Annotated in this window: 12 protein-coding genes, 1 tRNA gene and 1 pseudogene; 8 read left to right on the top strand and 6 right to left on the bottom strand. The window is 60.0% G+C overall.

The window, feature by feature from the left end:
* Nucleotides 1-172: 172 nt before the first annotated feature.
* On the bottom strand, nt 173-337 hold the full coding sequence (locus HU759_RS29790) for a hypothetical protein (RefSeq protein WP_225933023.1): 165 nt from the start codon (nt 335-337) through the stop codon (nt 173-175).
* Between the two features lie 310 nt (nt 338-647).
* Here HU759_RS29790 and HU759_RS02460 point away from each other — a divergent pair, with 310 nt between their 5' ends.
* From HU759_RS02460 to HU759_RS02450, 3 genes are all read left to right on the top strand, one after another.
* Entirely contained in the window at nt 648-881 is a 234-nt protein-coding gene (locus HU759_RS02460; RefSeq protein ID WP_099549510.1) for a DUF2790 domain-containing protein, read from the top strand.
* A 127-nt stretch (nt 882-1,008) separates the two neighbouring features.
* Nucleotides 1,009-1,084, top strand: a tRNA-Thr gene (locus HU759_RS02455).
* Between the two features lie 509 nt (nt 1,085-1,593).
* Nucleotides 1,594-1,878, top strand: coding sequence for a DUF3077 domain-containing protein (locus tag HU759_RS02450; protein WP_170039552.1), 285 nt, complete (start codon nt 1,594-1,596; stop codon nt 1,876-1,878).
* 265 nt (nt 1,879-2,143) lie between these two features.
* Here the strand turns inward: HU759_RS02450 and HU759_RS02445 are convergent, their stop codons facing one another.
* The 3 genes from HU759_RS02445 to HU759_RS02435 all read right to left on the bottom strand — a co-directional run bounded on the left by HU759_RS02445 (nt 2,144) and on the right by HU759_RS02435 (nt 4,688).
* Nucleotides 2,144-2,845, bottom strand: coding sequence for an SDR family NAD(P)-dependent oxidoreductase (locus HU759_RS02445; RefSeq protein ID WP_169986650.1), 702 nt, complete (start codon nt 2,843-2,845; stop codon nt 2,144-2,146).
* On the bottom strand, nt 2,842-3,063 hold the full coding sequence (locus HU759_RS02440) for a 4-oxalocrotonate tautomerase family protein (protein ID WP_170039550.1): 222 nt from the start codon (nt 3,061-3,063) through the stop codon (nt 2,842-2,844). The genes HU759_RS02445 and HU759_RS02440 overlap by 4 nt, the downstream gene beginning before the upstream one ends.
* A 338-nt stretch (nt 3,064-3,401) precedes the next feature.
* Nucleotides 3,402-4,688: an OprD family porin gene (locus tag HU759_RS02435; protein WP_017135394.1), complete on the bottom strand. Its 1,287-nt coding sequence runs from the start codon at nt 4,686-4,688 to the stop codon at nt 3,402-3,404.
* A gap of 408 nt (nt 4,689-5,096) precedes the next feature.
* Here HU759_RS02435 and HU759_RS02430 point away from each other — a divergent pair, with 408 nt between their 5' ends.
* Nucleotides 5,097-7,184: a TonB-dependent siderophore receptor gene (locus HU759_RS02430; RefSeq protein WP_170039548.1), complete on the top strand. Its 2,088-nt coding sequence runs from the start codon at nt 5,097-5,099 to the stop codon at nt 7,182-7,184.
* 309 nt (nt 7,185-7,493) lie between these two features.
* On the opposite strand, the gene HU759_RS02425 is transcribed toward HU759_RS02430, so the two are convergent.
* Together HU759_RS02425 and aguA are read right to left on the bottom strand one after the other, a co-directional pair.
* Nucleotides 7,494-7,712 (bottom strand): hypothetical protein, encoded by a 219-nt coding sequence (locus HU759_RS02425; RefSeq protein WP_017135392.1) that lies wholly within the window; start codon nt 7,710-7,712, stop codon nt 7,494-7,496.
* A 234-nt stretch (nt 7,713-7,946) separates the two neighbouring features.
* Nucleotides 7,947-9,053 (bottom strand): agmatine deiminase, encoded by a 1,107-nt coding sequence (gene aguA, locus HU759_RS02420; RefSeq protein ID WP_170039546.1) that lies wholly within the window; start codon nt 9,051-9,053, stop codon nt 7,947-7,949.
* Between the two features lie 365 nt (nt 9,054-9,418).
* On the opposite strand from aguA, the gene rfbB reads away from it, so the two are divergent.
* The 4 genes and pseudogenes from rfbB (at nt 9,419) to HU759_RS02400 (ending at nt 14,040) form a co-directional block, all read left to right on the top strand.
* A complete protein-coding gene (gene rfbB / locus HU759_RS02415) occupies nt 9,419-10,501 on the top strand; it encodes a dTDP-glucose 4,6-dehydratase (RefSeq protein ID WP_017135390.1) in 1,083 nt (360 codons plus the stop codon).
* Nucleotides 10,502-10,589: 88 nt separating this feature from the next.
* Nucleotides 10,590-10,784 (top strand): annotated as a pseudogene (locus HU759_RS02410) (dTDP-4-dehydrorhamnose 3,5-epimerase family protein); the annotation flags it as partial.
* A 65-nt stretch (nt 10,785-10,849) separates the two neighbouring features.
* Nucleotides 10,850-12,658: an ATP-binding protein gene (locus HU759_RS02405; RefSeq protein ID WP_017135388.1), complete on the top strand. Its 1,809-nt coding sequence runs from the start codon at nt 10,850-10,852 to the stop codon at nt 12,656-12,658.
* Nucleotides 12,655-14,040, top strand: coding sequence for a sigma-54 dependent transcriptional regulator (locus HU759_RS02400; RefSeq protein WP_017135387.1), 1,386 nt, complete (start codon nt 12,655-12,657; stop codon nt 14,038-14,040). Before HU759_RS02405 ends, HU759_RS02400 begins: the two co-directional genes overlap by 4 nt.
* Nucleotide 14,041 lies beyond the last annotated feature (1 nt).

The raw sequence follows: 14,041 nt of genomic DNA, 5'->3' as shown, positions 1-14,041 counted from the left end.
TCTTAGTGAGGCATTCTGTGTCACACGCAGGCAGGTGTCATTATTTTGGTGTTTTAGCTGATCATTTTTTAGATAGGCGGTAAATAGTCAATTTAATGGCTATTTCCAGGCTGATGCATCCGAAAGCTCAACGCACGGCATAACGCAGTTACATCCTGGCAGCCGCCGCTATTCAACGCTGGGTCAAACGTGTCGCGCCCATAGGCCTGCGCCGCCCCGCATGGTACGGCGCGAGCACCTCGTCCATCTTGGCCAAACGGCGAAACGAAGCGGCCAGGCGCTTGGCGAGAAATGCCTGGTCCTGGCCGAGCCAGCGATTAAGGCTTTGCTGCTGCACAGCATCGGTTTCACCAAAGGTCGCCAGCCGGCAAACCCGCGCCTGGGCAACGCCTGCCAGGTTTGAAGATGAGCGGCATTACGCCATTTTTATGGCTGTTCTTTTGCCAGGAGATATACATCTATAAAACAACGCACGACGCGATCACTGTGTGTTTTTCAACCAATACAAGCTCACCGTTCGTATCAACAAGTACATAGATCCCCACGCCATACACAACGAAACAAAACCTGCCCTGCGCGACACAGCCCGGATACCTCCCCGGCATTCAATGGCCTCACCCCACCATTGCTCCTCAGAGGCCATCACCATGAACACCAACAACTGGAAAACCCTAATCGCCGCCAGCCTGCTTGGCCTGACCTTCACCGCCCATGCCGAGGCAAGTCATAAGCCGGATATCCAACGGGTACTGTCGACCACCGAAGACACCCGCTCGGGATGCGGCGTGGTGAACGCGCGCATGACCTACCTGGACTCTAAAGGCGAGACGCAGGTGTTGGCGTACATGAAATTTACCGACCAGTGTGGCGACGGCAATTGAGTCGGATTTGAGGCTCCCGAGGGTAAGAAAAAGCAGCGAGCGTAAAAAAACCTTGGTTTCTGCAAAAATAGTCAGAATTCAGGGGTTTACAGAAGCTTGGCAATCGCTATAATCGTCGCCCTAACACGCCGGTATAGCTCAGTTGGTAGAGCAACTGACTTGTAATCAGTAGGTCCCGGGTTCGACTCCTGGTGCCGGCACCATATCTCGAAGCCCCGAAATGCGGGGCTTTGTGGTTTCTGAGGTTTGGGAAACCACAAAAAGTCAGATCACCGTTTTGGCCGAAATGCCCAAAAAGTGTCCACACTTAACATCTCGGGCTGCTTGCCTCAGTCCAAATCTCGATTTCTATGACGCCTTGCTCAGCTCAACGTCAGTCCCGGGAGACGTATTCTCCAAACCCACCGGACCACCAAAAGCCACCCTCACCCCGCCTCCCAAGTTTTATTCATAATTATGGCTAGCCAATAATTATGCCGCCCTCATAAAACCAATAATTTCACCAGCCACCTATTCGAACCGCCTCAACTGACCGAAAAAACAACCCATCAATTTTCCCGATTGCTCCCCACCCCTCACCACGCTAACCTCCCCCCGTCGCTACCACCCAGCGACCGGGCCTGAGAACCCGATTTGATGCAGGCGCCACTAGCGCCACGCATTCGTTGTCACAACGAACGTGTTGCTCTCACTCAATATGGGAGTTCCACCAATGACCGCAACAAACCCACCCGCACTCACCACCCTCGGCGTCCCCCCTTTCTCCTTTCACTCCGACCAACCTCTGTTCCGCGTCAACAGCGGTGTTTCCCTGCATGAAGCCTTGCACCACGTTTCCGATTTGCTTCACGTCGCCAAGTTGCTCGCAGAAGATGCGGCGATGACGAAGGAGACGGACCGTTATGCCTGGGCGTCGCATTATTTGCAGGAGATGAGCAAGGCGGTGATTGATGATGTGGTGAAGGTGTTGGCGTCGCCCTGTAATGCTGAGCAGTAAGCGGTAAATGGGCTCGCCGGGCGGGCGCTATCGCAGTTCAGCCCGGCTCCCACATAGAAGCGCTTGGTTGTCGGATGCGCGTATCGCGCAGGCGCTAAGGGCTATTCATGCAACGCCGACCAAGCAGGAAGGTCGCATCGGCGAGGTGGATTTTGCGATTGGCTATGAGTCCGAGGCCGCGTTCAGCCGAGCCTATAAAGCCTTTTTCCGGCGCTCGCGACGGGATGACCACGCCCGGCCGGGTTAGGCCAGGCGCGTCAGCGTATCAGTGCCCGGCGCTTTGCCCGCCGTCCACATGCAGGATCTCACCGGTGACAAACCCCGCGCTCTCCAGGTAGGTGATCGCCTGGGCGATATCACTCACTTCGCCCATGCGCCCCACCGGGTGCAGTTGCCCCAATGCAGCGTGGGAGTCTTCGCCATGCATCGGCGTCTTGATGATGCCCGGGCTTACCGCGTTCACTCGAATGCCGCGTTTGGCGTATTCAATCGCCAGGGATTTGGTCGCGGCGTTCAGCCCGCCTTTGGTGAGGCTGGCGAGTACCGAAGGCACGCCGTCGATGGCGTGATCGACCAGGCTGGTGGTCACATTGACGACGTGGCCGGCGCCGTGTTTTTCCATCTCGGCAATGGCCAGTTGGGTGATGTAGAAAAAGCCGTTGAGGTTCACCGCCAGCACGTTGGCGTAGTCGTCCTGGGTGTAGGCGGTGAAGGGTTTGGCGATGAAGATGCCGGCGTTGTTGATCAGGCTGTCGACGCGCCCGAAGGTGGCCAGGGCTTCGCGGATGACGCGCTGGGCGGTGGCCGGGTCGGCGATGTCGCCGGGCACCGTGAGGATGTTCGGGTCGGTGGATGGCTGGATCGAACGCGAGGTGGCCACCACGCGGTAATCGAGGGCGCGGTAGGCTTGAACCACAGCGGCGCCGATGCCTTGGGAGGCACCGGTGATGATCACGACTTTGCTCATTTTGTTTCTCCGGTAAGGGTTTGGGATTTGCGGTATTCGGTGGTGGTGATGCCGGCGTAGCCCCAGTTATCGGTGTCGATTTCTTCGATGACGATGTGGGTCAGGTCCGGGCGCTTGTTGAGCACGCGTTCGAGGGTTTCGGTGAACTCGGCGATGACCTGGGCTTTTTGCTCAGGGGTCACGCCGTCACGGGTGATGCGCAGGCTGACGAAGGGCATAGTGATGGCTCCAATGGGCGGGCATCGGGGTGATGGGCCGGCAGTGGGGTCAATTTAGGCGTGCGCTGAGTCGAGATAAATGGGGGTTTGAGTACTACATTAGTGATGTGGTGTAACAAGTTCCCGCGGTACTTCTACACGATTGGACGCCTCCCGCTGGCGTCCGCAAAACTGATAAAAAACCACCCTTGATCGTTGACGGCGGGACGCGGAGCGTCCCTAGAGGCGTTCCCACGCAGAGCATGGGAACGATCACCGTCGCTGATCCAAAGGCATAAAAAAACCCCGAACCAGTCGGGGTTTTTTATCGCCTGGCATCAGGCGCGACGTGCGATCAATTAGAAAACGTTGATCGGGTAGTCGGCGAACAGACGGATTTCGTTACCGCCTACGTTGTAGTTGCTGGCGTTGTTGGAGACGCGCAACCACGACGCACGAGCGCGCAGGCTCAGGTCTTTGGCTGGGCCGCTTTGAACGACATATTTGAACTGGTTGAAGATTTCACGCTCGGTGCCACTGCCACGGTTGGAACCGTCGTCAATGTTGGTGCCGCGCACGTAAGCGATGTTGTAGGTCAGGCCAGGCACGCCGAAGGCGCTGAAGTCCAGGCCGTAGCCTGCTTGCCAGGAGCGCTCGTCCTTGCCGTTGAAGTCGGACCAGTAGGAGTTGGCCAGCAGGATGGTATTGCCGCCGTCGCCGATACCGCCAGCGTTGCGGTAGCCGCCGTACAGGTAGCCGGTGTCACCGGTGCTGCGCTGGTGAGCGAGGGTGAAGCTGTGCGGGCCAACAGCCCAGGTAGCGCCCAGGCTCCAGATTTTGTTGTCGCGGGCGTCCGCATCACCTTGGTTTTCCAGGGCGAAGCTGCGGTCCAGCTTGGTTTTGTAGCCGTTGAAGTCAAAGGTCAACGATTGCTTTTCTGGCAGGGCCAGCACGTAGTTGACGTTGACGTATTGCTTCTTCAGCACGTCCTGCATGTTGGAGGCGTACAACGCGGCCGACAGGCTTTCGGTGAATTTGTAGCTACCACCGATGTAGTCGATGCTTTTCAGCGCGCCACTGTCAGAACCTTCGGCGCTCTTGCGAGCTTCCTTGGTGAAGTGACCGGCGTCCAGTTGCAGGCCGGCGATCTCTTTGGAAACGATCGAAGTACCGGTGTAGGTTTCCGACAACAGACGGGAGTTGTCGTACTGCAGCACAGGCACAGCCGGCATCTGGTCACCGTACTTGAGTACAGTGTTGGAGACACGGAACTTCACGGCAGCGCCGCCCTTGGCCAGGTCGTTGGCGGCTTCGCCGCTGTCGCCTTGCTTGAAGAAGTCGATACCGCCAGCGCCGCTGCGACCTTTACCACCGTCCAGGCGAATGGCGTATTGGCCGATCACGTCCACACCCACACCGACGGTGCCTTGGGTGAAGCCGGATTCGAACTTGCCGATGAAGCCCTGGCCCCATTCGGCTTTGTCTTGCTTGCCGTTTTTGTAGTCACGGCTGATGTAGGCGTTACGTGCTGCGATGTTCAGGTGGCTGTCGTCCACGAAACCCTTGGATTGCTCCTGGTCGTTAGCCATTGCTGTCGATGCGCTCAAAATCCCCAGAGCGATCAGACTCATCCGTTGCTTCAACATTTCTTATATTCCTTATTACTGGTTGAGTACGCGCTGTGACACCAGGCTCCGTGTCGCTTTTCTGGTGTCGACTTCCTCCAGAAAAAACAAGGCCCGCGGACGACTGAACTGCCGCGGGCCTTTTTTTATTGGATGAGTCATGGCGGTGAGCCACAGGCGTTGGGCGCAATCCTATGCGCGCGTTGAACTATGTGTCAATTTCGTGAATCGTCTGTATTTAGGCGAAATAATTCTAAGCGGTGCATTCCAAGGCCCTCGCTCGAGCCTGAAAAATCGTCTGATTCGTCAAGAAAACACATTATGTAACATTTTTGACGAGGGTATGTTTGGGAATAGATAACCTGCGCAAATGCAAAGCATTACCATTCGCGCACTTTCCTTTTTCCAACACTTTTGGATTTATTCCCCATGCCTGCCTCTCGCCTGACGCCCATCACTTTTGGGCTTTCTGTTTTGCTGTCTGCCGGTTTCGCCTGTGCCGCCACGGTCTTGCCCGAAACGTCGGTGAGCGCCGAAGCCGACGAAGACGACCCGCGCGTCAAGGAGACCAACACCGCCACCCGCACAGCCACCTCGGTGCGTTACGTGCCCCAGGCCATCGACTCGGTTAAAACCGAAAGCCTGCGTTCCTACGGCACCAACGACCTGGGGCAGGCGTTAAGCGGCATTCCCAACGTCAGCAGCGGCGCCGATACACGCTTCGACAGCCTGCGTATCCGGGGTTTTGACGCGAGCAATGACTTCTACCTGGACGGCATCCGCGACGACAGCCAGTACGTGCGCGACCTGCATAACATCGAGCGCATCGAAGTGCTCAAAGGCCCGGCCGCCGTGCTGTACGGGCGCGGCGGCCAGGGCGGGATCGTCAACCGCGTAAGCAAACTGCCCCAGGCGGGCCACACCTCCAGCATCGAAGCCCAAGGTGGCAGCCAGGATCTGCGCAGCCTGTATGCCGACCTCAGCACCGACCCAACGGATAACATCAGCCTGCGCCTGAACATGGGCAACCAGGACAACAACAGCTTTCGCGACGGTGTGAGCGGCAATCGCCAGTTGTTCGCGCCGTCGATGAGCTGGCAACTGACGCCGGACCTGAACTGGCTGGTGCAATACGAATACAGCCGTTACAACCGCACGCCGGACCGTGGCATTCCCGGGGTCAACGGCCGCCCGGCCGATGTGAGCCGCATCACGACCTACTTCGATAGTCGCGATTACATCGACGATAAATCCCAGTCCCTGCGCTCCAAGCTGGCTTATGAACTCAACGCCAACTGGCAGCTGCGCCACACCCTCGGCGTGTTCAAGCTCGATAGCGATTTCGACAACACCTACCAGGTCGGCTACGACCCAAAAACCAACAAAGTCTCGCGCCAGCGCTGGCAACAAGACCTGAACACCCGCAACGTGTTCAACAACCTTGAGCTGGAAGGCGGGTTCGACACTTTCGGCCTGGAGCACCGTCTGCTCACCGGCCTGGAGCTGGGCAGCCAGCGCCGTGATCCAAAGTTGTACAGCGCCACCGCCACCAACCGTGGCGGCCAGGCCGTGCCGAGCCTGGACCTCAACCAGCCCGACCGCCACTTGAGCCACACCGGGCGCATGAGTGTTTCCAGCAACAACCACACCGAAGTCGAAAGCCGCGCCCTTTACGTGCAGGACCAATTGCGCCTCAACGATCAATGGCAAGTGCTGGCCGGCCTGCGTTACGACCACTTTGAAGTGGACACCACCAGCAAGCTGCTCAACACCCAGCAGGCGGTCGACAGCCACAGCACCAGCCCGCGCATCGGCCTGGTCTGGACGCCGCTGGAACACCACTCGTTCTATGCCTCATGGAGCAAGACCTTCTCGCCAGCCGGCGGCGGCTTGATCGGCATCACCCCCAATGCTGCAGGCGCCGTCAACGACCTGAGCCCCGAGTTGACCAAGCAAAAGGAAATCGGGGTTAAAAGCGACTGGCTCGACGACCGCCTGAGCACCACCCTGGCCGTGTACGAGCTGGAGCTCTACAACCGCCGCACCAGCGACCCACTGGACCGCACCATCACCCTGCTCACCGGCGAACAACGCTCACGCGGCGTGGAGCTGACCGCCACCGGCAAAGTCGTCGGCAACTGGTATGTACGCGGCGGCATTGGCCTGCAGGATGCCAAGGTGGTGAAGGACAACAACGGCTTTGAAGGCAAACGCATCAGCGACGTCGCCAAGCGTAACGCCAGCCTGTTTATTACCTGGAAACCGGAGATGGGTTGGTACGCAGAAACCGGCCTGACCCTGGTGGGCGACCGTTATGCCGACAACCTCAACACTGTGGTGCTGCCTGGTTATGGTCGCTGGGACGCACTGGCCGGGTTCCGCCAGAAAGAATGGGACGTGCGTGCGGCGCTGAACAACATCGCGGACAAAAACTACTACGCCTCGGCCACCAGCGCAGCGCAGATCCAACCGGGCGAGCCACGTAGCCTGGTAGTGACAGGCACCTACAATTTCTAAGTTTCACTCGGTCAATGTGGGAGCTGGCTTGCCTGCGAAAGCGGTGTATATGCTGGAAAGTCGCTGGCTGACAGAATGCCTTCGCAGGCAAGCCAGCTCCCACTATTGATCTCAGTGGTCTTCAGTTTTTGCACTAGCTCACCGAGCCTGCGGGCAACAGGCACCTACAACTTCTAAATTTCACTCGGTCAGTGTGGGAGCTGGCTTGCCTGCGAAAGCGGTGTGTCTGCTGGAAAGCCGCTGACTGACAGAACGCCATCGCAGGCAAGCCAGCTCCCACAGTTGATCTTGGTGTTCTTCAGGTGTTCTTCAGGTTTTCAGTAGTTCGCACAACGCCAGCAACTCATCCTCACTGAACAACCCCGCCGGGTAGCGCTCACTCATGACACTGCGCACATCAGGCTGTTGCTGCCTCACCTGTCGCGAGCCGTTTGCCTTCAACCAAAGCGCCAGCGCATGGATCGCATCACCACTAACCCGCGTCGGGTGGAACGGGCGCGTGTAGATCGGGTTGATATCGGCATTCATTTCAGCGCTCTCTCCTACTGCGTGAGCGGCTAACTTACTCAAGGTTTGTGACAGAACTGTGCAGTCATCACCTTGGGACACTGTGGCAACACCGATACAAGAGCTATGCCAATGTCCCGTGTTTATAGGCATTCGGACACAAAAAAGCCCGCAACCTAGCCAGGCTGCGGGCTTGCTGCAAGCGCTATAAACAAGTAGCGCTCGGCGTTCACTCAAACGCTGTTACAACCGCACTCAGTTTTTGTGCGGTGCAGGCTGTTGTTGGGTCAGGCAATGGATATTGCCGCCGCCCAGTAACAGTTCACGGCCCGGCACCATCACCACTTCGTGCTGCGGGAACAGGTTCTGCAGGATCTCTTTGGCCTGGCTGTCCAGCGGGTCGTCGAAGCTTGGCGCGATGATACCGCCGTTAACGATCAGGAAGTTCACGTAGGAACCCGCCAGGCGCACAGTAGGATTACGCTCCTGCGAGCCGTCTACCGGATCGACACCGGCGCATTCTTCTTCGGTGGCGTACAACGGGCCTGGGATCGGCATTTTATGCACTGTGAACGGGCGGCCTTTAGCGTCCGTGCTGCTTTGCAGCACCGCCATGGCGGCGTGGCAGCGCGCGTAGTTAGGGTCTTGCGGGTCATCGTTCCAGGCCAGCAACACTTCGCCGGGGCGCACGTAGCAGCAGAAGTTATCCACATGGCCGTCGGTTTCGTCGTTGAACAGGCCGTCCGGCAACCAGATGACTTTATCCACCGCCAAATTGTCACGCAGCACCGCTTCGATCGCCGCGCGGTCCAGATGCGGGTTGCGGTTGCGGTTCAACAGGCATTCTTCGGTGGTGATCACGGTGCCTTCGCCGTCGACATGGATCGAACCGCCTTCCAGCACGAAGCCTTCGGTGCGGTAGCGCGGCGCACGTTCGATCTCGAGGATCTTTCCGCCCACCTGCGAATCGCGGCTCCACGGCGCATACAGGCCGCCGTCAAAGCCGCCCCAGGCGTTGAAATCCCAGTTCACGCCGCGCACTTCGCCGCTGTTATTGATCACAAAGGTCGGGCCGGTGTCGCGCACCCAGGCGTCGTCGTTGGACATTTCCACCACGCGGATATTGGGCACATCCAGGCGCGCACGGGCGTTCTCGTACTGGCCGGCAGACACTACGACGGTCACCGGTTCAAAGCGCGCAATGGCCTTGGCCACCGCCACATGGGCCGCCTGCGCCGGCTTGCCGCCCAGGCGCCAGTTGTCCGGGCGCTCGGGCCAGATCATCCAGGTTTGGGTTTGTGGCGCCCATTCGGCAGGCATGTAGAAGCCATCGGCGCGAGGTGTGCTGTGCAGGGTGGTCATGGCGTTCAGGACTCCGAATGGGGTGAAGGTCGACTTTATAACGGATAAAAATCGGCTTTAGAAGTGATAAAAGATCATAGCCGACAAGTATGACAAGCCTTAGTCGATAACAATCGACTACCTATAGTTGCTCATCGAGCACCTTCGACAACATGTCGACAAAGAAATCCACGCTGCGTTTAGACGCCACCATCGGCGGCTTGATCTTGAGGATTTTGAGGTAGTCGCCGGTCCGCAGCATGGAAACCCAACTCGCGCAGGCGATCAAGGCAACCCTTCTTCACCCGAGTATGCTTGCGCCGCCCCGCCGCGTAACTCAAGCTATGCTCTGGCTTAATGTCTGTCTTGGAAAAAAGGCTCTCTGAATGCGCATTCTCATCACCGGCGGCGCCGGCTTCATCGGTTCTGCCCTGGTTCGTCACTTGATTCAACACACCGAGCACGAAGTGCTCAACCTGGACAAACTCACCTACGCCGGCAACCTGGAGTCACTCACCAGCATCGCCGCCAACAGCCGCTATGAGTTCGTGCAGGCCGACATCATCGACCAGGCCGCCGTCAGCTCCGTGCTGGCGCGCTTTGAGCCGCAGGCCATCATGCACCTGGCCGCCGAGTCGCACGTCGACCGTTCCATTGATGGCCCCTCGGACTTTATCCAGACCAACATCGTCGGCACCTACAGCCTGCTGGAAGCCACCCGCGCCTATTGGCAGACCCTGGAAGAACCGGCCAAGAGCGCGTTCCGTTTCCACCATATTTCCACCGACGAAGTGTACGGCGACCTCCACGGCGTGGATGACTTGTTCACCGAAACCACGCCTTACGCACCCAGCTCGCCGTATTCGGCCAGTAAAGCCGCCTCCGACCACCTGGTCCGCGCCTGGCAGCGCACCTATGGCTTGCCGGTGCTGCTGACCAACTGCTCAAACAACTACGGGCCGTTCCACTTCCCCGAGAAACTGATCCCGCTGGTCATCCTCAACGCCCTCGCCGGCAAGCCACTGCCGGTCTACGGCGACGGCCTGCAGGTCCGCGACTGGCTGTTCGTCGAAGACCACGCCCGCGCCTTGTTGAAAGTGGTCACCGAAGGTGTGGTCGGCGAGACCTACAACATCGGCGGTCACAACGAGCAAAAGAACATCGACGTGGTACGCGGCATCTGCGGCCTGCTCGAAGAACTGGCGCCACAACGCCCGGCCGGTGTGGAGAAGTTCACCGACCTGATCACCTTCGTCAAAGACCGCCCAGGCCACGACCAGCGCTACGCGATCGACGCGAGCAAGATCGAAAACGAGCTGGGCTGGGTTCCGGAAGAAACCTTTGAAACCGGCCTGCGCAAAACCGTGCAGTGGTACCTCGATAACCTGGACTGGTGCCGCAGGGTCCAGGACGGCAGCTATCAAGGCGAGCGCCTGGGCAATACCGACCCAAAAGACCTGATCGCATAAGGTTTTGATCACACGACCTGTTCACCCGGCGAGTGCAACCGATGAGTGTGATCGCTACGGAGTTGCCCGAAGTATTGATCCTCGACCCCATGGTTTTGTGGTGCTCAGCGACTCTGCCGAGTTCCTTTACAAAACCACCGATTACTACACGCCTTCGGCAGAGCGTTGTATTCGCTGGGACGACCCGGAACTCAATATTGACTGGCAGTTTGAGGGCGCACCGACCTTGTCCGCCAAGGATCAGAACGGCAAGGCATTGGCAGACGCCGATCTGTTTGCATGACCGGCGAGTGCCTTGCACGCCGGCCCTAGGCATAATGCGCCTGTTCCCACAGGCGCATGACTCCCATGACTCCACCCCTCCCGCGTAGACCTCGCTGGCGCAGCCTCGCCTTATTGGCGTTGTGCCTGGCACCGCTGCTGTGGCCGCTGGAGCATCTGGCCGAGCGCTATTACCGCAGCGAACTCGCCGGGCAAAACCGTCAGACCCTCGACCTGTACGTCGCCAACCTCCTCGGCACCCTGCACCGCTATGAAGTGCTGCCGCAGATCCTCGGTGACTTGCCGGCCCTGCGCACCGCGCTGGATGCGCCTCAGGTCAGCGCCAACCTGACCAACGCCAACCTGCTGCTCAAGGACGTTGCCGCCCAGGCCGGGGTGGAAGTGATGTACCTGATGGACACCACCGGCAAGACCCTCGCCGCCTCCAACTGGGACAAGCAGGACAGTTTTGTCGACCGTAACTTCTCGTTCCGGCCCTATTTCAGCGAAGCCATGGCCGGGCGCCTGGGACGGTTTTTCGGCCTGGGCACCACCTCGGCCAAACGCGGCTACTTCTTCGCCGCCGCTGTACGCGATGGCGCCAAAATAATTGGCGTGCTGGTGGTCAAGGTTGACCTGGACCACACCGAAAGCCTATGGGGCAAAACCCCCGAGCAACTGCTGGTGACCGACCACAACGGCGTGGTCATCCTCACCTCACGCCCGCAATGGCGCTTCCGGGCGACCCGGCCGCTCACGGCGCAAGAGCGCCAGGCAATCATCGCCATCCAGCCCTACCCGACCCGCGACCCGCAACCGCTGGCGTTGAGCACCACGGCATGGCTGCGCCAATCCACGGCCATCGCCGAGACCGGCTGGACCGTGGAAATTCTTGCACCGCGCTCGCTGATCAATCGCCCGGTGCGCACCGTAGTGGCCGTTGGCGGCGCGACGCTGTTGGTGCTGATGTTGCTGCTGGGTTTGATGATGCAGCGCCGTCGCCACTACCTGGAGCGCATCGCCTTCGAAGCCAAGGCCCGCCGCGAACTGGAAGCGCGTGTGATCGAGCGCACCAGCGACCTCGAAGGCCTTAACCGCCGCCTCAAACAGGAGGTGCTGGAGCGTGAGCACGCCCAGCAGGAACTGGTGCGCGCCCAGGATGACCTGGTGCAGGCCGGCAAGCTGTCGGCGCTGGGCACCATGTCGGCGAGTATCAGCCACGAACTCAACCAGCCGCTGGCGGCGATCCGTAGCTACGCGGAAAACGCCGAGATCCTGCTCGACCACGAACGTACCAACGACGCCCGTGGCAATCTCAAGCTGATCAGCGAACTGACCGGGCGCATGGCCTCGATCATCGCGCACTTGCGCGCCTTCGCCCGCCGCGACCGCCACGCCCCGGAAAGCGTAGCCCTGCAACCGGCACTCGACGATGCCCTGGCGTTGCTGGCCAAACGGCGGCGCTCGATGGAAGTCGAGTTGATCCGCGACTTGCCCGAGGCGACCTTGTGGGTGCAAGCCGGCGAAACCCGCCTGCGCCAGGTGCTCGGCAACCTGCTGGCCAACGCCCTCGACGCCCTCACCGAAAAAGGCCCGCCGCGCAAACTGTGGCTGAGTGCCCAAACCACCGAACAGGGCGTCAACCTGTACATTCGCGACAACGGCCCAGGTTTTTGCATGGAAGCCCTGGGCCGCGCCAGCGAGCCGTTCTACACCACCAAGACCCGCACCCAGGGTTTGGGGTTGGGCCTGGCGATCTGTGACACCTTGATGCGTGCCTTTGGCGGCGAATTGTTGTTCGCCAACCACAAGGAAGGTGGCGCACTGTTAACCCTGAAATTGCGTGCCGGCTCGCCGGGCGTGAGTCTGCAACCGTCCGAGGACCGCAGTGTATGAGTATCGATAACCAGATCCAGGTGGTGTTGATCGACGACGATCCACACTTGCGTCAGGCTCTGTGCCAGACCCTGGACCTGGCCGGGCTGAAAGTCCTGACTCTGGGCGAAGCCACGGGCCTCACGGCGCGCCTGTCCCGCGATTGGCCGGGCGTGGTGGTCAGCGATATCCGCATGCCCGGCATGGACGGCCTGGAGCTGCTGGCTGAACTGCACGGCCAGGACCCGGACTTGCCGGTGCTGCTGATAACCGGCCACGGCGATGTGCCGCTGGCGGTGCAAGCCATGCGCGCCGGGGCCTATGACTTCCTCGAAAAACCGTTCGCCAGTGATGCCCTGCTCGACAGTGTGCGCCGCGCGTTGGCCCTGCGCCGCCTGGTGCTGGATAACCGCAGCCTGCGCCTGGCCCTCAGTGATCGCCAGCAACTGAGCACGCGCCTGGTCGGGCATTCGCCGCAGATGCTGCGCTTGCGCGAGCAGATCGGCGCCCTGGCGGCAACCCGCGCCGATGTGTTGATCCTCGGCGAAACCGGCGCCGGCAAAGAAGTGGTGGCCCGCGCCCTCCATGACCTGTCGAGCCGCCGCAGTGGGCCTTTTGTGGCGATCAACGCCGGCGCCCTGGCAGAATCGGTGGTCGAAAGCGAACTGTTCGGCCATGAGCCGGGCGCCTTTACCGGCGCGCAGAAACGCCGCATCGGCAAGTTCGAGTTCGCCAATGGCGGCACGCTGTTCCTCGATGAAATCGAAAGCATGAGCCTGGATGTGCAGGTCAAATTGCTGCGTTTGTTGCAGGAGCGAGTGGTCGAGCGTTTGGGTGGCAATCAGCTGATCCCGCTGGATATCCGCATCATCGCCGCCACCAAGGAAGACCTGCGCCAGTCCGCCGACCAGGGACGCTTCAGGGCCGACTTGTACTACCGTCTCAACGTCGCGCCGCTGCGCATTCCGCCACTGCGCGAGCGCGGTGAAGACGCACTGATGTTGTTCCAGCATTTTGCCGACGAAGCCAGCAGTCGCCACGGCCTGCCGTTGCACGAGCTGCAACCGGGCCAACGTGCCCTGCTGTTGCGCCACAGCTGGCCGGGCAATGTGCGCGAACTGCAAAATGCAGCCGAGCGCTTTGCCCTTGGGCTCGAACTGGCACTGGACGCCACGGCGGACAACCCCGCCGCGGGCGTGCTGACGTCAACCTCTGGCGGTTTGAGCGATCAGGTCGAGCAGTTCGAAAAAAGCCTGATCGCCGCCGAGCTGACCCGCCCCCACAGCTCGGTGCGCAGCCTCGCCGAAGCCCTGGGCATCCCGCGCAAAACCCTGCACGACAAACTGCGCAAGCACGGCCTGAACTTCGCCGACAGCGCCAGCCACAGCGCCGACGACGAATGAC

Origin of the sequence: Pseudomonas sp. OE 28.3, from assembly GCF_014268205.2 — a bacterium.
GTDB classification, from domain to species: Bacteria; Pseudomonadota; Gammaproteobacteria; order Pseudomonadales; family Pseudomonadaceae; genus Aquipseudomonas; species Aquipseudomonas edaphica.
The sequence above is the reverse complement of the archived record's forward strand: the minus strand, read 5'-3'. Positions and strand labels throughout refer to the sequence as shown.